This is a genomic window from Streptomyces griseus (assembly GCF_001715295.1).
In the GTDB taxonomy this organism is placed as follows: Bacteria; Actinomycetota; Actinomycetes; order Streptomycetales; family Streptomycetaceae; genus Streptomyces; species Streptomyces griseus_G.
Genome location: NZ_MDKB01000004.1, coordinates 490,069 through 509,925, shown reverse-complemented (window position 1 = coordinate 509,925; position 19,857 = coordinate 490,069). Strand labels below are relative to the sequence as shown.

19 protein-coding genes and 1 pseudogene are annotated in these 19,857 nt (G+C 71.0%); 8 read left to right on the top strand and 12 right to left on the bottom strand.

Annotation, left to right across the window (positions count from 1 at the left end; translation table 11 throughout):
- Positions 1 to 155: 155 nt before the first annotated feature.
- From BA175_RS23865 to BA175_RS23850, 4 genes are all read right to left on the bottom strand, one after another.
- Entirely contained in the window at positions 156 to 788 is a 633-nt protein-coding gene (locus BA175_RS23865; RefSeq protein ID WP_069173534.1) for a CoA transferase subunit B, read from the bottom strand.
- A complete protein-coding gene (locus tag BA175_RS23860) occupies positions 785 to 1,537 on the bottom strand; it encodes a CoA transferase subunit A (protein WP_069173533.1) in 753 nt (250 codons plus the stop codon). Before BA175_RS23860 ends, BA175_RS23865 begins: the two co-directional genes overlap by 4 nt.
- Entirely contained in the window at positions 1,537 to 2,742 is a 1,206-nt protein-coding gene (fahA, locus tag BA175_RS23855; RefSeq protein WP_069173532.1) for a fumarylacetoacetase, read from the bottom strand. Before fahA ends, BA175_RS23860 begins: the two co-directional genes overlap by 1 nt.
- A gap of 274 nt (positions 2,743 to 3,016) precedes the next feature.
- On the bottom strand, positions 3,017 to 4,219 hold the full coding sequence (locus BA175_RS23850; protein ID WP_069173531.1) for a homogentisate 1,2-dioxygenase: 1,203 nt from the start codon (positions 4,217 to 4,219) through the stop codon (positions 3,017 to 3,019).
- A 439-nt stretch (positions 4,220 to 4,658) separates the two neighbouring features.
- Between BA175_RS23850 and BA175_RS23845 the strand changes: the two genes are divergently transcribed.
- Positions 4,659 to 5,330, top strand: coding sequence for an IclR family transcriptional regulator (locus BA175_RS23845; protein WP_069173530.1), 672 nt, complete (start codon positions 4,659 to 4,661; stop codon positions 5,328 to 5,330).
- Positions 5,331 to 5,530: 200 nt separating this feature from the next.
- Here BA175_RS23845 and BA175_RS23840 read toward each other — a convergent pair whose 3' ends face one another.
- Positions 5,531 to 6,193, bottom strand: a complete 663-nt coding sequence (locus BA175_RS23840; protein ID WP_069173529.1) for an IclR family transcriptional regulator — start codon at positions 6,191 to 6,193, stop codon at positions 5,531 to 5,533.
- Positions 6,194 to 6,397: 204 nt separating this feature from the next.
- Between BA175_RS23840 and BA175_RS23835 the strand changes: the two genes are divergently transcribed.
- From BA175_RS23835 to BA175_RS23805, 7 genes and pseudogenes are all read left to right on the top strand, one after another.
- Complete coding sequence (locus tag BA175_RS23835; protein ID WP_069173528.1) at positions 6,398 to 6,853, top strand: nuclear transport factor 2 family protein; 456 nt, start codon at positions 6,398 to 6,400, stop codon at positions 6,851 to 6,853.
- Between the two features lie 229 nt (positions 6,854 to 7,082).
- Complete coding sequence (locus BA175_RS23830; protein WP_069173527.1) at positions 7,083 to 8,426, top strand: MFS transporter; 1,344 nt, start codon at positions 7,083 to 7,085, stop codon at positions 8,424 to 8,426.
- Positions 8,423 to 9,238, top strand: a complete 816-nt coding sequence (locus tag BA175_RS23825) for an SDR family NAD(P)-dependent oxidoreductase (protein WP_069173526.1) — start codon at positions 8,423 to 8,425, stop codon at positions 9,236 to 9,238. The genes BA175_RS23830 and BA175_RS23825 overlap by 4 nt, the downstream gene beginning before the upstream one ends.
- A gap of 97 nt (positions 9,239 to 9,335) precedes the next feature.
- Positions 9,336 to 10,172, top strand: a complete 837-nt coding sequence (locus tag BA175_RS23820; RefSeq protein WP_069173525.1) for an SDR family NAD(P)-dependent oxidoreductase — start codon at positions 9,336 to 9,338, stop codon at positions 10,170 to 10,172.
- Positions 10,165 to 11,631: an FAD-dependent oxidoreductase gene (locus BA175_RS23815; RefSeq protein WP_069173524.1), complete on the top strand. Its 1,467-nt coding sequence runs from the start codon at positions 10,165 to 10,167 to the stop codon at positions 11,629 to 11,631. The genes BA175_RS23820 and BA175_RS23815 overlap by 8 nt, the downstream gene beginning before the upstream one ends.
- Entirely contained in the window at positions 11,628 to 12,134 is a 507-nt protein-coding gene (locus BA175_RS23810; protein ID WP_069173523.1) for a nuclear transport factor 2 family protein, read from the top strand. Before BA175_RS23815 ends, BA175_RS23810 begins: the two co-directional genes overlap by 4 nt.
- 279 nt (positions 12,135 to 12,413) lie before the next feature.
- Positions 12,414 to 12,596, top strand: a pseudogene (locus BA175_RS23805) (RidA family protein); the annotation flags it as partial.
- Between the two features lie 187 nt (positions 12,597 to 12,783).
- Here the strand turns inward: BA175_RS23805 and BA175_RS23800 are convergent.
- From BA175_RS23800 to BA175_RS23770, 7 genes are all read right to left on the bottom strand, one after another.
- The gene (locus BA175_RS23800) at positions 12,784 to 13,542 is read right to left on the bottom strand and encodes a GntR family transcriptional regulator (RefSeq protein WP_069173522.1); all 759 of its coding nucleotides are present in this window, start codon (positions 13,540 to 13,542) and stop codon (positions 12,784 to 12,786) included.
- 109 nt (positions 13,543 to 13,651) lie between these two features.
- The gene (gene deoC / locus BA175_RS23795) at positions 13,652 to 14,365 is read right to left on the bottom strand and encodes a deoxyribose-phosphate aldolase (protein ID WP_069173521.1); all 714 of its coding nucleotides are present in this window, start codon (positions 14,363 to 14,365) and stop codon (positions 13,652 to 13,654) included.
- A 123-nt stretch (positions 14,366 to 14,488) separates the two neighbouring features.
- Positions 14,489 to 14,944 (bottom strand): D-ribose pyranase, encoded by a 456-nt coding sequence (rbsD, locus tag BA175_RS23790; RefSeq protein WP_069173520.1) that lies wholly within the window; start codon positions 14,942 to 14,944, stop codon positions 14,489 to 14,491.
- Between the two features lie 59 nt (positions 14,945 to 15,003).
- Positions 15,004 to 16,572 carry a sugar ABC transporter ATP-binding protein gene (locus BA175_RS23785; RefSeq protein WP_069173519.1) on the bottom strand — a complete coding sequence of 523 codons (1,569 nt, stop codon included), beginning with the start codon at positions 16,570 to 16,572 and terminating at the stop codon, positions 15,004 to 15,006.
- Positions 16,572 to 17,603, bottom strand: a complete 1,032-nt coding sequence (locus BA175_RS23780) for a sugar ABC transporter substrate-binding protein (RefSeq protein WP_069173518.1) — start codon at positions 17,601 to 17,603, stop codon at positions 16,572 to 16,574. Before BA175_RS23780 ends, BA175_RS23785 begins: the two co-directional genes overlap by 1 nt.
- 143 nt (positions 17,604 to 17,746) lie before the next feature.
- A complete protein-coding gene (locus BA175_RS23775; protein ID WP_079159756.1) occupies positions 17,747 to 18,784 on the bottom strand; it encodes an ABC transporter permease in 1,038 nt (345 codons plus the stop codon).
- Positions 18,781 to 19,698: a ribokinase gene (locus BA175_RS23770; protein ID WP_069173517.1), complete on the bottom strand. Its 918-nt coding sequence runs from the start codon at positions 19,696 to 19,698 to the stop codon at positions 18,781 to 18,783. Before BA175_RS23770 ends, BA175_RS23775 begins: the two co-directional genes overlap by 4 nt.
- Positions 19,699 to 19,857 lie beyond the last annotated feature (159 nt).

The window sequence follows — 19,857 nt, the reverse complement described above, 5'->3', positions numbered from 1 at the left end:
CGCAACGCTCCGCGGTCTCCCGTTCCGGGCCAGGCCCGTGCCCCCGCCGTGCGGGTTGTGGCTCGTGTGCGGGTTGCGGACCGCGTCCCCCGTCCCCGCCGTGCAGGCCGACGTTTCAACGCCCGGCTCGGACCTGTCCGGTCGTCCGGGTTCCGCTATCCGCAACTGATCTCCGGCTGAGTCCTGGCCCTGACGTCCCCGACGGAGACGTTCGGTGCCAGTTCGACCAGACGCAGGCCCTCGGTGGTGACGTCCAGGACGCACAGGTCCGTGATGATGCGCTGCACGGCCCGCTTTCCGGTGATGGGCAGGGAGCACTCCTCGACGATCTTGAAGCTCCCGTCCCGAGCGACGTGCTCCATCAGGACGACGACCCGCCTGGCACCGTGCACCAGGTCCATGGCCCCGCCCATCCCCTTGACCATCTTTCCGGGGATCATCCAGTTCGCGATGTCCCCCTTCGCCGATACCTGCATGGCTCCCAGGACCGCTGCGTCGATCTTGCCGCCCCGGATCATGCCGAAGCTGGTCGCGGAGTCGAAGAACGAGGCGCCGGCGCGGACGGTGACGGTCTCCTTGCCGGCGTTGATCAGGTCGGGATCGACCTCGTCCTCGGCCGGGTAGGGGCCCGTGCCGAGGATGCCGTTCTCGGACTGGAGTACCAGCTCCACGTCCGCCGGGATGTGGTTGGGCACCAGCGTGGGCAGACCGATGCCGAGGTTGACGTAGTCACCGTCGGACAGTTCCGCCGCGGCACGGGCCGCCATCTGCTCGCGGGTCCAGCTCATCGCACCGTCCTCTTCTCGATCCGCTTGTCGGCGGCCTGCTCGGGCGACAGCGCGACGACACGGTGTACGTAGACGCCCGGCAGGTGCACGTGGTCGGGGTCGAGTTCGCCGGGCTCGACGAGTTCCTCGACCTCCGCGACGCAGATCCGGCCCGCCATGGCGGCCAGGGGGTTGAAATTGCGGGCGGCCCTGTCGAAGACCAGGTTGCCGTGCCGGTCCCCGCGGGCGGCCCGTACCAGTGCGGCGTCCGCCACGAGGGCGTGCTCGAGGACGTAGGTGCCGCCGTCGAACTCCTGGGTCTGCTTGGCCGGTGAGGCGATCTCGACGTCACCCGCGCTGTCGTACTTCCAGGGCAGGCCGCCTTCGGCCACCTGCGTGCCGACACCGGTGGCGGTGAAGAACGCGGGAATGCCGGAGCCGCCGGCCCGCAGCCGTTCGGCCAGCGTTCCCTGGGGCGTGAGCTCGACCTCCAGTTCACCGGCGAGATACTGCCGGGCGAACTCCTTGTTCTCCCCCACGTAGGAGGCGACGATGCGGCGGATCCGGCCTGCGGCGAGCAGGAGACCGAGTCCCCAGTCGTCGACACCGGCGTTGTTGGAGACGACCTGGAGCCGGTCGGCGCCCGACCGGAGGACGGCGTCGATCAGCACGGAGGGAATGCCGCACAGGCCGAAGCCGCCCACTGCCAACGTCGCTCCGGAACCGATGTCCTCGACCGCTTCGGCGGCGGAGGGAACCACCTTGTCCATCAGACCTCCCGGCCGTGTCGCGCGGCGACGATGCGCCCCCGCGCCTCACCGAAGCCGACGCGGGTGCCGCCGGCTCCGGGAGCGGTGGCGCGCAGCACCACCTCGTCGCCGTCCTCCAGGAACGTCCGCTGCTCCCCGGCGACCGTCACCGGCTCCGCCCCGCCCCAGGTCAGCTCGATGAAGGCGCCGCGCTGCCCCTTTGCCGGCCCCGAGACGGTGCCCGAGGCGAACAGGTCGCCGGTGCGGGTGGGTGCTCCGTTGACCGTGAGGTGGGCCAGCATCTGCGCGGGCGACCAGTACATGGCCGCGTACGGCGGCCGGGAGACGACCTGGCCGTTCCACTCGACCTCCAGGCCGATGTCCAGGCCCCAGGGCTCGTCGAGCGCGAGGTAGGGGAGGACCTCCGGTTCCTGGACCGGGGTGCGCACCTTGGCTTCCTGCAGGGCCAGCAGCGGAACGACCCAGGGGGAGACGGTCGAGGCGAACGACTTGCCCAGGTTGGGCCCGAGCGGCACGTACTCCCATGCCTGGATGTCCCGGGCGGACCAGTCGTTGAAGAGGACGGCGCCGAAGAGGTGCTTCTCCGCCTGCCCGGCCGCGACGGGCTCACCGGGCGCGCTGCCGGTGCCCACCACGAAGCCGAGTTCGGCCTCGATGTCGAGGCGTACCGACGGTCCGAAGACCGGTGCCGGGTCGTTCGGGCCCTTGCGCTGTCCGGCGGGGCGGATGATGTCGGTCCCGGAGACGACGATCGAGGCGGACCGGCCGTGGTAGCCGACCGGGAGGTGCTTCCAGTTCGGCATGAGCGGCTCGGGGTTGTCCGGGCGGAACAGCCGTCCGAGGTTGGCGGCGTGGTGCTCCGACGCGTAGAAGTCGACGTAGTCGGCCACGTCGAACGGCAGATGAAGGGTCACGTCGGCGACGGGGTGCAGCGCGTCCCGGGGGACGTCCTCCTTCAGCGCGGCGGTGACGGCGGATCGCACCTGGACCCAGCGGTCGTGGCCCTGGGCCATGAACGGATTGAGCGTCGGGCCCGCGAACACGTCGTCGCCCAGGAGCGTCGCGAGGTCGACGACGTGCTCGCCGTAACGGGTGCCGACCCGGGGGTCGCGGCCGGGCAGCGAGTACACCCCGTAGGGCAGGTTGTGGATACCGAACAGGTCTTCTCGGGGCACGTCGAGGCGGACGGTGGCGGATGCGGTCACAGGAGGTCCTTGGTCAGGTCCGGGCCGAGCAGGTCGAGAGCCGCGAGCTCACCGACCGGCTCGGCGAGAGAACAGGTACCGAAAGAGCGGGAAGGCCTTCCGGACTTCCGGCGACAGGGCGCGGACGAGCCCGGCGACCGTGGCGGCGACGTGTTCCAGGTGCGCGGGCACCGCCTCGGCCAGCGGCGTCTCGCCGGGCGGGAACACCGCGGCGTCGTCGCGGAACGAGGCGAACAGCTCCGGTGGGACCTTCCGGCGCCGGGAGTCATGCCCGTCACCTGCCCGTCTCCTTGCCGCTCCTGGCCCATGAATAGGCGTAGACGCCGTCGTCGCAGTCCCGTGCCGCCGCACCGAGTTCCAGCGGCCGGAAGGTGTCCACCATGACCGCCAGCTCGTCGAAGAACTCCGCTCCGACGGAACGCTCGTAGGCGCCGGGCTGCGGTCCGTGCGGGTGGCCGCCGGGGTGCAGACTGATCGAGCCCTGCCCGATCCCGGACCCCTTGCGGGCCTCGTAGTCACCGCCGCAGTAGAACATCACCTCGTCCGAGTCCACGTTGGAGTGGTAGTACGGGACCGGGATGGCGAGGGGGTGGTAGTCGACCTTGCGCGGCACGAAGTTGCAGATGACGAAGTTGTCGCCCTCGAACACCTGGTGGGCCGGCGGCGGCTGGTGGACCCGGCCCGTGAGGGGCTCGAAGTCTCGGATGCTGAAGACGTACGGGTAGAGGCAGCCGTCCCAGCCGACGACGTCGAAGGGATGGTGCGGCAGCGTGTGCACCGTGCCCGCGATTCCCCCCGGGCCGTTGCCGCGGTGCTTGATGTACACCTCGACGTCCTGCTCCGCCACGACCCTGGGGTTCTCGGGGCCGCGGAGGTCCCTCTCGCAGAACGGGGCGTGCTCCAGGAACTGCCCGTAACGGGAGAGATAGCGCTTGGCGGGGGTGATGTGGGAGTTGGCCTCGATGGCGTACAGCCGGACCGTGCCGTCCGGGACGATCCGGTACGTCGTCGCGCGGGGGATGACGACGTAGTCGCCGTCGTTCACCGGCAGATCTCCGAAGACGGTCTCGACCCGAGCCGCACCGGACTCGACGTAGAGGCACTCGTCACCGATCGCGTTGCGGTAGTACGGGCCGGCCGTACCGGCGACGACGTAGGAGAGCCGCACGTCCCCGTTGCCCAGCAACAGCCTCCGGCCGGTCACCGCGTCGGTCTCCGGAGCGTCCTCGCCGAAGAGGCCGTGCGTGGAGAGGTGGCGTGGTGTCAGCGGATGGTTCGGGACGAGCGACTGGTCCGGCAGCTCCCAGCTCCGGTACGCGGTGATCGCGGACGGGATGTTCACGTGGTAGAGCAGCGAGGAGTCGGACGAGAAGCCTTCCTCCCCCATCAACTCCTCGAAGTACAGCGACCCGTCGGGTGCGCGGTGCTGAGTGTGGCGCTTGGGCGGGACGCTTCCCGCCACGCGGTAGTACGGCATGTCTGTCCCTCCTGTCGGCGGTTCGCCCTGTGGCGGTGGACACCCGCAGCGGCGGACGCAGGCGGCACCGGGCAGGTGCGACGCGGGGAAGGGCTGCGAGCTGCGCCGGGTGGTGCGCGTAGGCCGTGCGGCCTGAGGACATGCCCGGCGACGTCGTGCTGGAGATGTCGCCACTGTTCCCAGATGTGCGCCTGGCGCACACTTTTGTGCGCTGTCCGCAACCTGGATGCAACATAGTTCGCGTCCAGGGTGCGGTCAAGAGCTGCTGTGCCGCTCATCGGCCGAGTCGGGGCCCCGTAGGCGCGGCCGTGGCGGCGGCGGACGCGGGGAGCCGTCGGCACGCCGGGCGGTGGGGGTGACTAACCTTCGAGTGGCCGCACTCCATGCCCGGAGCCGCGGCGCGCTACGCCCCGCGGAGCCGACACAGGAGGAAGCCCACGTGGCCACCTTGCAGAGCCTGGACCGTGGCCTGCGTGCCCTCAGCCTCATCTCCCTCGCCCCCGAGGGCCTCACGGTCGCCGAGATCGCGACACAGCTCGGCACCGACCGGGCGACCGCGTACCGCGTCGTCGACACGCTCGAGCAGCACGCGCTGGTGGCCCGGGGCGTGGGGAAGAAGATCCGGCTCGGGGCCGGCGCGGTCGTCTTCGCGAGCCGCTTCCAGCCCCAGCTGATTCGCGCGGCCGGACCGGTTCTCCAGGAACTCGCCGACGCCGCCGGGGTGGCCGCGTTCCTCTCCCTGGCCCAGGGGGACGACGCATGCGTCCCCGTGCTGTCCGCGGAACCCGCCCGGCAGACGATCTTCCAGGTCAGCTACCGCATCGGGGCCGGTCACCCGTTGGACCGGGGAGCCAACGGCATCGCTATCCTGGCGCTCCAGCCCGCGGCGGAGAGCGACTCCGAGGCCGTCGGACGAGCACGGGAGGCCGGGTACAGCGTCACCGCCGGGGAGCTTCAGCACGGAGCCGTCGGGGTGGCCGCGGGCTTCGAGGTGCCGCACCTGCTCGGCGCGTCCGTCGGCACGGTCGCCATGGGTGAGGTCGACGTCGATCGTCTCGGCGGGCTGGTGAGGGAGGCGGCCGCCCGGCTCGCACGGCTCAGCCGCGCCTGAACTCCGCCTCACCCGCACCCCGGACGCCGCGCCCCGGGACCGGCACGGTGTTCCAGCCTTCACGGGCGCCGCCCCGTCAGCAGACCCGCGGGCGGGCGCCGGACGCGCCGTCGTCGCGGCCGGCGCCCCGGGTGTCCGACGGGGGCGGTGCCGCGGACGTCGAGCGGGGCGGCGGCCGCCGGAGCGACCGGCCGGGCCCGTCAGCCGAGCAGTTCGCCCAGGCTCCTCGCGGCACGGGCCACCCTGGTGCCGAGCTGGTCGAGGTCGGTGTACTCGAAGACCGAGACACCGATGCTGGCCGCCGCCGTCCCGTTGCCCGACGGAACCGCGGCGGAGACGCCGGTCACGGCGGGGATGACCTCGCCCGTGGTGACGGCGTACCCCTTGGCGCGGGCCTCGGTGACCTCCGCGCGCTCACCCTCCCGGTACGGGCCGTGGGCGAGTACGGCGACGCCGCCGGAACCCTGCTCGATGGGATGGGTCTGACCGGGCCGGAAGGACACGTGGACCAGGGCGCCGCGCGGCTCCACCACCATGAGCGCGCGCATCTGGGTGACGCCCTCCTGGACCAGCAGGTGTGCGGTGGCCCCGGTGCTCTCGGCCAGCTCGTCCAGAACCGGACGGGCCAACGCGCGCAGATCCTGCTGTACGGGTTCGGCCAGCGACACCAGTCCCGTGCCCAGGACGATCCGGCGCTGGTGGTCGCGGCGGCACAGCTGATGTGCCTCCAGGGTCCGCACCAGGCGGTGTGCGACCGTGCGGTGCACCGAGATGGCGTCCGCCAGTTCGCTGACGGTCAAGCCCTGCTGCTGCTCCGAGAGGACTCTGAGCAGCAGCAGTCCGTGGTGCAGCGTCTTGGACATACCAGCATCGAGTTCGGGGACCGACCTGGTCGGCGGAGGTGAAGTCACGAATTCATCCCTTGACGGGTTTCAGCCAGCTACCTATGCTCCCATTATTCGCACAGGTGGTGCGAATATCGCACACCGCCTTGATGTCTCGCAAGCTCTCCTCTCCAGCGGCTCGGACGACTGCCGGAGCAGGACACGAGCCGAACGGATCTCCGTATGCACCCCAACGCGCCCGCGCCTTCAGCCAGCGCCCGGCTGGCCGAAATTCACCAGCTGTACCACGTCCAGAGCCACCTCATCGACGGTGGCCGCGCCGCGGAATGGGCAGCGACGTTCACCGCGGACGGCAGCTTCACCTCACCCTCCTATCCCGCCCCGGTGACCGGCACCGCCGAACTGACCGCGTTCGCGCAACGGTTCGCCGCCGACTGTGCCGCGGACAACGTGGTGCGCCGGCACGTGGTCAGCAATGTGGCGCTGACCGGCGACGACGGAGCCGGAACCTTGCGGGTGGCGGCGTATCTGCAGATCGTCGCGACACCCGGCGGCGGTACCCCGCACACAGAACGGTTCACCACACTCACCGACCGGGTCGTCCACGACGGCGCCGGCTGGCGGATCGCCGCCCGCGTCGTACGCCGCGACGACGCTCCCGCCGGCCCCCAGGCCTGACGCCCCGGGCCCGCACACAGCACGACACCCCTACGGCGACGTCCGGCCGGGCCACGACCCGGAGCGTCGGTGAGAAGTCCGGGCGACGACCGGCACCCCCTCCCGCCGAAAGCACCGGCACCCGTCCCGACCCGCACTGCCTCGGACATGTGACAGCGACCCCGCCCCGGAAGTCGCCCATGCCCTTCAGTGCTCCACCCAAGCTTTCGCGCGTTCTAAGGACCCATCCATGGCAGACCTGGCACCCGAGCCGACGCAGACGAACCGACCAGGAGAGGCGTTGTCCGAGGCCGCCGCGAACCCGGCCTCCACCCTGAAAGTCATCCGAGCGGCCATCCTCGGGACCGTCGTCGAGTACTACGACTTCGGCATCTACGGCTACATGGCCACCCTCCTCGCCGCGCACTTCTTCGTCGAGAGCGACCCGAACTCGGCACTGCTCTCCACCTTCGCCGCGTTCGCGGTCGCCTTCTTCCTCCGGGCACCCGGAGGCATCCTCTTCGGTCACATGGGCGACAAGTACGGCCGCAAGAAGGCCCTCACCTGGACCATCCTGCTGATGGCCGTCGCCACCACCGGCATCGGGCTGATCCCCTCGTACGCCACGCTCGGCATCTGGGCAACCTGCCTCCTGGTGCTGTGCCGCTGCCTCCAGGGCTTCGCGGCCGGCGGCGAACTCGGCGGCGCGAACGCCTTCGTGTCCGAACACGCCCCGGCCCACCGACGCGCGTTCCAGACCTCGTTCGTGAACACCGGCACCTACCTCGGCTCGCTGGCCGCCTCCCTGGTCGCACTGGTGCTGACCTCGGCTGTCAGCGAGGACACCCTGCACGACTGGGCCTGGCGCATCCCCTTCCTCCTCAGCGCGGTGATCGGCCTGATCGGCCTCTACATCCGCAGGCAACTGCCCGAGACCGAGCAGTTCGAGGCCGTACAGGAGAGCGACTCGGTCGAGGTGGCGAAGTACCCCATCGCCGACGTGTTCACCCACGCCTGGCGCCAGATCGTGCTGGTCATCTTCCTCGGAGCGCTGATCGTCGGCGGCTACTACGTGGCCGGAGTGTACGCAGCCAGCTACCTCCAGACCGAGGGGGGACGCTCGGCCGACTTCGCGTTCACCTCCACGTGCATCGCCATGGTCGCCGCGGTGATCAGCCTGCCCATCGCCGGGTACGTCGGCGACCGCATCGGCCGCCGGCCCGTGTTCTTCTTCGGCAGCGGCATCACCGCCCTCATCTCCCTCCCGGCCTTCATGGTGATGCGTGACGGCAGCCCGGTGGCCGCCGTCCTCGCCCAGTGCTCGTTGACCTTCTTCATCGGCCTGGTCAACGGCGTCTCGTTCGCCACCTACGCCGAGATCTTCCGCGCGCGCTACCGCTACAGCGGCATCGCGATGAGCAACAACGTCACCAACATGGCGCTGGGAGGCACAGCGCCCTTCATCGCCACGCTCCTGATCAGCACCACCGACAACAACCTGGCGCCGGCGGGATACCTGATCGCCACCGCCCTCATGACCTTCATCGCCACCTTCTTCCTCAAGGAGACCCGCGGAACGGAGCTACAACTGTGAACCGCACACGGACCGGCCGACGTAGGTTCGAAGGCTGTACCGTCCTGGTCACCGGCGCTGCCGGGGGCCTGGGCCGTGCCGACTGCCTGGCACTGGCCTCCGAGGGCGCGCACGTCTGGGCCACCGACATCGACGTCGCCGCAGCCGAGGCGCTCGTCCCCGAACTCGCGGCGGTCGGCGGATCGGGGCAGGCCACCCACCTGGACGTCGCCGACGCCGCGTCCTGGAGTGCGCTGGCCGACGAGGTGGAGGCCGCCGGGCCGCTCCACGGCCTCGTCAACAACGCCGGCGTCAGCCTGCGCGCGGGCATCGCCGACACCACCGTCGAACAGTGGCAGCGCGTCATGGACATCAACCTCTCCAGCGTCTTCTACGGACTCAAGACCCTCACCCCCGCACTCACGCGCGGGGCCGACGACGGCGGCGCCGCAGTCGTGAACGTCTCCTCCATCGCCGGGATGGTCGGCTACTTCTCCGCCACGTACGGCACCAGCAAATGGGGCGTCCGCGGGCTGTCGAAGGTCGGCGCGCTCGAACTCGCCGCGCACGGCATCCGCGTGAACTCACTGCACCCGGGACTCACCGCCACGCCCCTGCTCCACCAGGCCCCCGACACCGCCTTCGTGGACGAGAGCGTGCGGTCGGTCCCGGCGGGCCGACTCGCCACTCCCGAGGAGATCGCGCGCGTCGTCACCTTCCTGCTGTCCGACGACGCCACCTACATCACGGGCGAGGAAGTCGTCGTCGACGGCGGACTGACGTCCGGAGGGCTCTACCACCGCATCCTCGCGGGACTGGCCGAAAGGCCCTGAACCGCCCACCGGGACCGGCCGACGACCGACGCGCCGACGACCGGCGCGCGTCGGCACCGGTCCGCGACCCACCCCACCCCCACCTGAAGGACCTCCCATGACCACCACCAACGCACCCGACAGCAACCCCGGCCGCGTCAACCACGACGCCCTGCCCGCGATCAACCCCGAACTGGTCGGCCGCACCGTCGTCGTGACCGGCGCCGGCCGCGGCATGGGCGCACTCTTCCTCGAGGAACTGGCACGCCGAGGCGTCAACGGCGTCGGCGGAGACCTCGACCAGGAGGAGATGTCCTCCGTCGCCGAGAAGATCAATGCCCGCCTCGCCGGCACCAGCGGCGCGGGCCGCGTGGTCGGCGTCGGCGCCGACGTCACCGACCCGGCCGCCGGCGACGAACTGGTCGACACCGCCCTGCGCGAGTTCGGCCGCCTCGACCTGTGGGTCAACAACGCCGGCGTCTTCCCCCAGGCCGGGTTCACCGACATCACACCCCAGCAGCTCGCACTCACCTACGGCGTCAACGTCAACGGCGTCGTGTACGGCGGACAGGCCGCTGCCCGCCACTTCCGCACCGTCGGGGGCGGCGCGATCGTCAACATGTCCTCGGTCGCCGCCGTCCGCGCACGGCCGACCCGTGCCACGTACAACTCCTCGAAGGCCGCCGTGCGGCACCTCACGACCTGCATGGCCGTCGAGCTCGGCCCCGACAACATCCGCGTCAACTCCATCGCCCCGGGCTACATCGACACCGAGATGACCCGCTGGATCCGCGAGGACCAGGCAGCGATGGACCGCGCCCTCACCACGGTCCCGCTGCGCCGGATCGGCGCGCCCATGGAGGTCTTCGCCGCCCTGTACTTCCTCCTCTCGGACAGCGCCCGGTACATCACCGGCATCAGCATCCCGGTGGACGGCGGTTCCCAGCATGTCTGAACCCCACGACACCGCATACGACTACGACGTCATCGTGGTCGGCGCAGGCGGCGCCGGCCTGGCGGCCTCCGTCTCGGCCGCCCAGGCGGGCGCACGCGTACTGCTGCTGGAGGCCGAGGACGAGATCGGCGGATCCACCCAGCTCTCCGCCGGGCTGCTGACCGCCTCGGCCACCAGCGTCCAGGACAGCCTCGGCATCGACGACTCGCCGCTCCGCATGTTCCAGCACTACATGGACCTGAACGGCTGGCGGGTCCGGCCCGGCCCCGTCAGGATGTTCTGCGAGGAGTCCAGCAGCACCGTCGAGTGGTTGCTCGAACTCGGAGTCGAGATACCCGCCCAGGTCTCGCGCAGCGCCCACCAGCCGGGACTCACCCGAGCCGGCGTGGAGGACGTCTGGCGAGGCCACGTCCCCAAGGACCAGGGCTACGGACTGGTGCAGGTGCTCGACAAGGCCCGCGCACGACTCCATGTGGACCTGGCCCTCGGCAGCCGGGTGGAGGACCTGGTGGTACGGGACGGCGCCGTCCGCGGCGTCCTCCTGGACGGTGAGGAGGCGACCGCCCCGGCCGTCGTCATCGCCAGCGGCGGCCTCGCGGCCGACCCCGACCTGGTCCGCCGGTTCCTTCCCGACGCCGAGACCGCCGGGGACGCGCTGTTCGTGGTGGCCGCGCCCGGCTCACGGGGCGACCACGTCGGCATCGCCGAGCGACACGGCCTCGCACTGTTCGGCCAGGGCTGGGGCCTGCTCCTGGTGACCGCCGAATTCCAGCGGTACCACCACTGGCAGAGCGGATTCCCGCCCGCCTCCCGCATCCACGTCGGCCTGGACGGCCGACGCTGCATGGACGAGGACGCCCCGTACGCCGTCAGCCCGGGCATCCTCAAGGACCACGGCGGCTGGGTCTGGTCCGTGTTCGACGACGACGCCCGCCTGTCCCTGCCCTCCGGCTACGCCGACTGGGACGCCGACCGGATCCTGGAAGAGGTCGCCAAGGGCGTCGTCCTGCGCGCCGACACCCTCGAGCGACTCGCGGACCTGATGGAGGTGCCCCCGGATCACCTGACCGCGAGCGTCACCCGCTTCAACGCCCTGTTCGCCGACGGCACGGACGAGGACTACCTGCGCCACGAATCCCTCGCCGCCAAGGGCGCCGACCCACACCTCGCCCCGATAGCGAACGGACCGTTCTTCGCGGTGCGGATGCTCCCCGCCGAACTGGTCTGCACCCACACCGGCCTCGAGGTGGACGCCCGGACCCGGGTGCTGGGCACCGACGGCCGGGCTATGCCAGGCCTGTACGCGGCAGGCGAGGCAGCCGGCGGAATCCTCGGCGAACGCTATGTGGGCGGCGGCAACTCCGTAGCCCACGCGCTGGTACTCGGCCGGGTCGCCGGCCGTGAGGCGGCCGCCCTCGCGGTCGCGTCCTCATCCCCGACCGACAAGGCCCCCGCATGAGCCGCGCCGACGACCGTTTCGAGATCCAGGACGTCCTGTTCCGCTACGCCCGGGCGGTGGACCGACTGGATTACGACGCCGTAGCGGCCTGCTACTTCGACGACGCGGTCGACGTCCACGGCGGGTACACGGGGGACGCCGCCGGGCTCGTCGAGGACATCCGCGCCCGGCACCGCACCATCGACTCCTCCCAGCACTTCGTCTCCAACGTGCTGGTGGAATTCACGGGCGAGCACAGTGCCGACGTCGAGTCGTACTGCCTGTGTTTCCTGCGGCAGGCCCCCGCCGAACCCGGCGGGGGGCAGGATCTGGCGATCATCCGCTGCCGATACGTCGACCGGTTCGAGCGTCGCGACGGTTCCTGGGGCATCGCCGACCGGGTCGTCGTGTTCGACGAGTCGCGCGTCGTCCGCATGGCCGACGGCCTGGCTCCCGACTGGGTCGCCTCGCGACGTGACGGAACCGACCCCGTGTACAGCTGGGGGCATCGGAGCCACGCGTAGGCCGTGAGCAGTGGGGGCGAGCGCCCGTCGGGGCCGGCCGCGCGGCGCGGGATCGTGTGGCCGGCTTCCGCCGTGGCTGTAGCGACGCAGAGCCAGTGCGGTGGCCGGCCGGCGAGGGCGTACGGGTCGGGTCCGTCAAAGCCCGTGACCCCGAACCGGACTCGATCGGTACCATCTTGTTCCTCGGCGGTGCATACCTGAGCAAGACTGGCCATCAACCCACCGACCCCACCCTGAAAACCTCAGTGGTCGAGGTCAGCATGGGGGAGATGCACCACCCTGACCTTCTACGTGAGCCGGTGGAGCCCGGAGAGGATCGGCGACTTGATGGCCGGCGTCGAGGCCGTCGCCGACGAGACCGGCCTCCGGCATCCCATGCCGCCGGCCTCCCTCATCGGGGTCGAGTACCTCTTCATGCCGGACCTCCTCGTCGAAGTCGACGCGACCGCACTGCTGGACTGATCCCTCCGACAGGGCCCCCGGGCCGCCCCCGCGCGGCCGCGTGGAGAGGGCTTGGGCAGGCCGCCCGCCCTTGGGCCGGACGGACGTCCCCTCCGGCGGTTCGGGGGCCGGTGTGCCCGGGCGGTCGGTGGCCCCCCACCGCCCGGGGCCTCGTGTGTCCGGGCGATCGGACGGCTCCCTACCGTGGTCAGCGGCGCAACAGGAGGGAGGTGACCCGGAGCCGGCCGCTGTGGATCCAGACGTCGGAGTATTCGACGGGCCGGTCGTCGGCGAGATAGGTGACTTGCTGGAGGTACTGGACCGGGTCGCCCTCCGTGAGGTCGAGGGAGACGGCGACGTCGGTACTGGCGGCCTCGGCGCCGAAGGTGCGGCGGGCGGTGGCGATCTTCAGCCCGTAGGTGCCCTCGAGGACGCCGAAGAGGCTGGCGGAGGTGAAGTCGACCTCCTCGATGCCGGGCGCGAGGTCGGTGCGCACGAAGTTGAACAGCAGGGCGACCGGCCCTTGTTCGGTGCGCCGTACTCGTACCAGGCGCAGGACAGGGGTGCCCGGGGTCACGTCCAGCAGGGCGGCGACCGGCTTGGGCGGCGCGATCAGAGCGCACTCGCGTACCGTCGTCGTGGTCACCACGCCTTGGTCGGCGAAGTCCTCGGACAGGGTGCTCAGCTTCTGCGCGATGGCGGGTTCGATCGTTGTCGAGGTCACGAAGGTGCCCCGGCCGCGGACCTGGCGCAGCAGGCCCTCCTTGATCAGCGTGGTCAGCGCCCTGCGCAGTGTGCCGCGGCTGACCCCGAACTCCTGGGCCAGCTCCGGCTCGCTCTTGAGGCGGTAGTGCGGCGGCCACTCGCCACCGGCGATCCGCAGCCGGATGTGCTCCGAGATCTGGACGTGGATCGCCGTGGGGACGTCCCGTTTGATGCCGGGGAGCTCGCCTTTGTCGGCCGTCACCGTGGTCGCATCTCCTTCTTTCTGCTCTCACCGGGGGGCGGGTGTCGCTCCGGTGCGGAAGCCGTACCCCGGCCGCGGCGGGCGGCTGGGGTACGGCGGTGGCGGGCGGTCAGTAGCTGGCGGTGGACGCGTCGCCGGAGTCGGTGATGATCGCCAGGCCGGCGCTGGTCCCGAGGAGGGAGGCGCCCGCCCGCAGGAGCTCCACGCCCTGGCTGTAGCTCTTGATCGAGCCGGATGCCTTCACCCGGACCCCTTCCCGTGCCCGGTCAACAAGGTAACGAACGCTGGTGGGATTCGCAGTCTCGATCTGGCCGCTGCTGGCGTTCTTCAAGAAGGACGCCCCCGCCTCCATGGCGAGTTCGACTGCGGCCTCCTTCTCGGCGTCGGTCAGCAGAGGCAGTTCCAGCATGACCTTGACGGGCAGGCCACAGGCGCGAACGACGCCCGCGATGTCCTCGCGGAAGTCGTCGTAGCGGCCGCTCTTGAGCCAGCCGACCTGCACGCCGATGTCGAGCTGGTCGGCGCCGAGACGGGCGATCTCGGCGGCCTCGGCGGCCTTTCCGGCGCTGGTCATGACGCCGACGGTCGGGAAGTCCAGGGCGGAGGCCACCTCGACGCCGGTTCCCTTCAGTTCGGCGACGACGACCGGCAGCCAGGAGGCGGGAACCATCGCCGCGTTGAAGCCGTGGGTGACGGCTTCCTGGGCGTGGGCGATCATCTCGTTGCGCGTCGCGTCCGGGTCGATCTTGGTGTGCTGGATGAAGGGCGCCAACTCGGCCGGGCTGAGGTTGAGTTCGGCGGTATTGACGGTGGTCTCGGACACGGGGTGATCTCCCTTGGGTGGGTGGGGGCGGCAGGAGCCCGGCGGATCGGCCGCCGGCCTTCTTCCTTGGCTGCCGCCACGGGTTGACGACGGTGTCGGCGCGCGCGTGCGGGCCGGCGCGGCTCAGACCTTGGAGGCGTACTGCTCCGGGACGACGACGCCTTCGCCGCCGAACCAGCGGGGCGCGTCGACGCCGCAGTAGAGGCCGATGTTTCCCCAGGGCTCGAAGGCTCCGGTGCGCACGACCACTTTTGCCTCGCGGGCGAGGTCGCCGAGGACCTCGGCGTGCGGGCGGGTGGTGAACTCGGCGCCGGCGAAGCGCTCGTGCAGCCAGGAGTCGAGGCGGGGGTTGTGGCTCGGGACGTCCTCGGCGCGGACCACGCCTTCCACGACCAGTTCGTCGGCGATCAGGCCCAGGACGGTGCGCAGGTCGGGCAGGTTCTCGGCGAGGGCCAGGTCGATGCGGTGCGCGTCGCGCGGCACGGGGAAGCCCGCGTCGACGACGAGCAGCAGGTCGGTGTGGCCGAGGGTGGCGAGGGCCGCGCTGAGTCGGGCGTTGAGGATGCCGGAGCGCTTCACGGTGGGTTCCTTTCGAGTGGGGCGTGAGGGTGAGCGGCGGGTGTGCGGGGCGGGCGGGATCAGGCCGCGGCCGGTGCCGCCCCGGTGGCGAGGGTCATCACGGATTCCTCGGTGGCGTCGGCGGAGTCGACGACGGCCACCAGGCGGCCTTCGCTCATCACCGCGATGCGGTCGGTCAGGGTGAGTAGTTCGGGCAGGTCGGAGGAGGAGCAGAGGATCGCCAGGCCCTTGTCGGCGAGCGCGGTGAGCTGGGCGTAGATCTCGGCCTTGGCGCCGATGTCCACGCCGCGGGTGGGCTCGTCGAGGATGAGCACGCCCGGGTTGATGGCGAGCCAGCGGCCGAGGACGGCCTTCTGCTGGTTGCCGCCGGACAGGCTGGTGATGGGCTGGGTCATGGTGGCGGTCTTGACCCGCAGCCGCTGGGCCTGATCGGTGGCGGCGGCGTCGAAGGCGCGGCGGCGGATCAGGCCGAGCCGGCTGTACGCCTTGGTGGTGAGGGCGCCGACGTTCTCGCCGACGCTCATCGTGGTCAGCAGACCCTGGGCGCGTCGCTCGCCGGGGACGAACGCCAGACGGCGTTCGACGCTGGCTATGGGGTTGCGCCGTCGGTAGGGCTCGCCGAGCAGTTCCACGGTGCCGCCGGTGCCCGGGTCAGAGCCGAAGAGGTTGTGGAGCAGTTCGACGCGGCCGGAGTCGGGGAGGCCGGCGACGCCGAGGATCTCCCCGGGGCGCAGGCTGAAGGAGACGTCCGTGTGTCGTTTGCCGCTCAGTCCGCGGACGGTGAGGGCCGGTTCGGCGGCGGGCGTGGCGGTGGCCCCGGCGCGGCGGGTGAACTGGCCCAGTTCGCGGCCGACCATGGCGGCGACGGCCTGGTCGGGTGTTGTGTCCCGGCTGCGCCAGGAGGCGACGTGGCCGCCGTCGCGCAGAACCTGGATGTGGTCGGCGAGTCGGAAGACCTCCGGCATGCGGTGGGAGACGTAGAGCATGGTCGTCCCGGCGGTCTTGAGCTTGCCCATGAGGGCGAACAGGCGGTCGGCCTCGGCGGGGGTAAGCATGGCCGTGGGTTCGTCCAGGATCAGGACACGGCACCCGCGGGCGAGGGAGCGGGCCACCACGATGAGCTGCTGGGTGGCCAGGTCCAGAGTGCGCACGGAGGCGTTGGGGTCCAGGTGGAGGTCGAGTTCGGCGAGGAGTTCGGTGGTGCGCTCCCGCATGCGGCGCTGGGAGGGGAACCAGCGGTTGCCGGGTTCGACGCCGCTGAGGACGTTCTCGGCGACTGTGCGGTCGGGCAGCAGCGACAGTTCCTGGGGGACGATGGCCACGCCGTGCCGGCTGAGCATGGAGGCCGGTTCGAAGGAGGTGACCTCCTCGCCGAAGACGGTGACGCTGCCCTCGCTGGGCGGCTGGAGGCCGGCCAGGATCTTGAGCAGGGTCGACTTGCCGGCGCCGTTCTCCCCGAGGAGGGCGGTGATGTCACCGGCGGGGACGTCGAAGGAGACGTCGTGCAGGGCGCGGATCGGGCCGAAGTTGCGGGTGAGACCGCGGATCTGGACGGCCAGGCCGCCGGTGCCCGGGGCCGCGGTGCGGTCCGGGCCACCCGGGGAGGCGTCGTGGGGTGCGCGGGTCATCAGTCCTCCACGGTCGCGTCGGCGAGGTTGCCTGGGGTGACGAACTGGGCGCCGGTGTCCACGCCCTTGATCTCGGTGCCGTCGGTGAGGAAGTCGTGCAGCACCTTGACGGCCTGGTAGCCCTGCTCGGTCGGGTTCTGGCTGATGCTGAAGTTCAGGACGCCGCGCTCGATGTACTCGGCGGTCTGGGTGAGCAGGTCGAAGCCGCCCATGGTGATGTTGCCGGCCTTGCCGGACTGGGCCACCCACTTGGCGGCGGCCGTGGTGGAGCAGCAGTCGAGGCCGGCGACGGCGACGACGTCGGACTGGCCGGACATGGTGGACTCGACGGTGTTGTAGGCGCTGTTGGGCTCGTTGCCGACGTTGACCGGGCCGACGATCTTCAGTCCGCTGCCGTCCAGGCCCTCCTTGAAGCCGTTGAAGCGGTCGTGGGACCAGCCGGCGCCGGTGTCGACGGAGAAGACCACGACGGACTTGCCGTTGACGTCGCCCGTGAGGTCCTTGCGCAGCTGCTCGGCCTGGGCCTTGCCGGAGCCCTTGAGGTCCTGCCCGACGAAACCCATCTGCTCGGAGTCGGGGTTGTCGGTGTTGAAGGAGATGATCGGGATGCCCGCCTTGTACGCCTGGCTGATGACGGGCTTGAGGGCGTCGCTGGAGGCGGAGGAGACGGCAAGGCCGTCGACGGCCTTCTGCTGGATGAGCGTCTGGATCTCGGAGACCTGCTTGGCGGCGTCGCCGCCGGTGGGGCCGATGAGGGCGACGTCGGCGCCCAGCTCCTTGCCGGCCTTCTTCATGCCGGCGCCGATCGGCGTGGCGAAGGCGAGGGACGGGTCGTGGTAGCTGAGCTTGATACGCATCGGCTTGTCGTCGTCGAGCCGCTGCTGGATGTACGGGGCGAGCGTGAAGGAGCCGTCGCCGGAGCCGCCGGAGCCGCTGTCGGCGGAGGTGACGGCGCCACACGCGGTGAGACAGAGGGCCGCGGCGGCGGCGGTGGCGGCGGTGAGGCTTCTGAGGAGAGTGCGCGGGGACATGAGGGCTCCTTCGTCGGGTCCGTGGGTCTGTAGGAGGCGGGGGAGGAAGGGCCGGTGGGGCGGCGGTGGCGGGGCGGTCCGAGTCACCGGTGGTGCCGGTGTGCTGGCTTCCGCGGGGGTGTACGGGTGCGGGGCGGCGTGGGTCAGGCGCGGGTCTTGCGCTTGCGCTGCCAGGTGTCCGCCGCGACGGCGGCGACGATGACGAGACCGGTGACGACGGTCTGCCAGAAGGACGAGATGCCCTTGATGTTGAGGATGTTCTGGAGGAGGCCGATGAAGGCGACGCCGATGACGGTGCCCCACATCGTTCCGGAGCCGCCGAAGAGGGCGGCTCCGCCGATGATGACGGCCGAGATGACGGTGAGTTCCAGGCCCTGTCCGGTCACGCCCTGCACGTAGGAGAGGAAGGACAGGCCGAGGACGCCGGCGAGGCCCGCGGTGAAACCGGACAGGACGAAGGCGGTCAGCTTGACCCGCTTGACGTTGACGCCGACGAGCCGGGCGGCCTCCTGGTTGCCGCCGACCGCGTAGGTGTTGAAGCCGAAGCGGGAGCGGGCCAGCACCACGACACCGAGGGCGGCGACTGCGGCGAAGAAGACGAACTGCATGGGCACGAGGCCGAACAGCCGTCCCTGGCCGAGCAGGTTGAACTCGGCGACGCCGGGCCGGGAGGAGCTCAGCGAGATCGGGGCGCCGTCGGAGATGAGCAGGGCGATGCCGCGGAAGACGCTGAGCGTGCCGAGGGTGACGATGAAGGACGGGACGCCGAGGACCACAACGGCCAAGCCGTTGAGGAGTCCGGCGAGGACGCCGACCGCCAGGCCGACGAACATGGCCGCGGGCCAGCTCCAGCCGTCCGAGATGAGCATGCCGGTGGAGATCGCGGACAGCGCGTAGGTGGAGCCGACCGAGAGGTCGATCTCACCGTTGAGGATGACGAAGGTCGCCCCGACGGCCATGATGCCGATCTGTGCGATCTGCTGGCCCACCGAGAGGAGGTTGTCGGACTGGGCGAAGGTCGGCGAGAGCACGGTGCCCAGGAGGAAGAGCAGGACGAGCGCGGCGAAGACGCCGGCCTCCCGGGCGTGCAGCAGTCTGCGCAGCGCGAGCGGGGACTGCCGGGTGCTCGCGTCGGACGACGGTGCCGCGGTGGCGGGCGGCTTGGTGGTGGTCGAGGTCACGAGGCACTTCCAATCAGGGCGTTCAGCTGGGCTCTGGTGGGCAGGGCGGGGATGACGCCCGGGATCGACACGGTGTGCGAGCCCGCGACCGCGGCGAACTCCACGGCGCGGTCGACGGACCGGCCCTCGGCCAGGGCGACGGCGAAGGCGGCGGTGAAGGAGTCCCCGGCGCCCGTGGTGTCCACGACCGTCCGGGCCGGATGCGGGGGCACCGTGGTGACGCCGCTGTCCTGGGCGACCAGCGCGCCCTCGCCGCCCCGGGTGATGACGACGGTGCCGCCGGTGCGCCCGTGCAGCGCGCGGGCCAGGTCCTCGTCGCCGAGCCCGTGTCCCTCGTCGAGGCCGAGGAGGACGGGGGCCTCCGTCTGGTTGGGTGTGAGCACGTTGACGAGGGGCCAGCACTCATCGGGCAGCGGCCGGGCGGGAGCCGGGTTCAGCAGGGTGCGGGTGCCGCTCTCGTGTCCGGCGCGGAGGGCGGCGACGACGGCTTCCTCGGGGATCTCCATGGAGACGACGAGGATGTCGGCGGAGGCGATCTCGGCACGGAAGGCGTCGACGGCGGCGGCGCCCAGCTCGTCCAGGGCCCCGGGTGCGATGGCGATGCGGTTCTCCCCGGACGGCTCGACCAGGATGAAACCGACCATGGTGGGCGCCGTGGCGGTGACCACGTGTTCGGCGCTCACCCCTTCGCGCCGCCACAGCTCGCGCGCGGAGCGGCCGAACTCGTCGTCGCCGACGGCGGTGAGGAGTGTGACCTCCGCGCCCAGGCGGGCGGCGCCGACGGCCTGGTTGCTGCCCTTCCCGCCGGCGCCCGAGTCGAAGAGGCCGCCCGAGACGGTCTCACCGGCTGCGGGCGCCTTGGGGACCCGCATGGTGAGGCCGGCTCCGTAACTTCCGACAACCGCGATCTTCATCGGCACGCGCCTTTGTGTATGGACAACCATGGACAAGCGAGATCGTAGGTATAGGGATGTCCATAGTCAATGGTCGGGCGCGCAGGGAATGTCGGGCATGAGGCACCCAGCCCCCGGGCCCCTCCGCCGACGGTGAATCAGCAGCTCCGGAATCGCCGT